The sequence below is a fragment of the Pseudomonas sp. SIMBA_068 genome, assembly GCF_046534705.1.
GTDB classification, from domain to species: Bacteria; Pseudomonadota; Gammaproteobacteria; order Pseudomonadales; family Pseudomonadaceae; genus Aquipseudomonas; species Aquipseudomonas putida.
In genome coordinates this window covers 1-246 of the sequence record NZ_JAWRYI010001303.1, presented here as the reverse complement: position 1 = coordinate 246, position 246 = coordinate 1, and the positions used below count along the sequence as shown (strand labels likewise).

Here is a 246-nt window from a genome sequence, read left to right as displayed (position 1 = left end):
CAATCAATGCCGATTGCCCGCACCTCTTACGACAAAGGCGCCGTGTTGCCCCGCTTGCCATGCAAGCGGGGCAGCCGGCGCCTTTTGCGTTACCCAAGGAGACCGGCCCATGAGCAGCAGCGAAGTACGCAGTGTCTGCCCGTATTGCGGCGTCGGCTGTGGCATCGTCATGCGCGTTGCCGATGGCAAGGTCAGCAAGATCAGCGGCGACAAGCAGCACCCCAGCAACTTTGGCCGCCTGTGCAC

The 246-nt window shown here is 63.0% G+C and carries 1 pseudogene; it reads left to right on the top strand.

From position 1 onward, the window contains the following. Positions 1–109 precede the first annotated feature (109 nt). Positions 110–246 (top strand): annotated as a pseudogene (locus SB756_RS33790) (molybdopterin oxidoreductase); the annotation flags it as partial.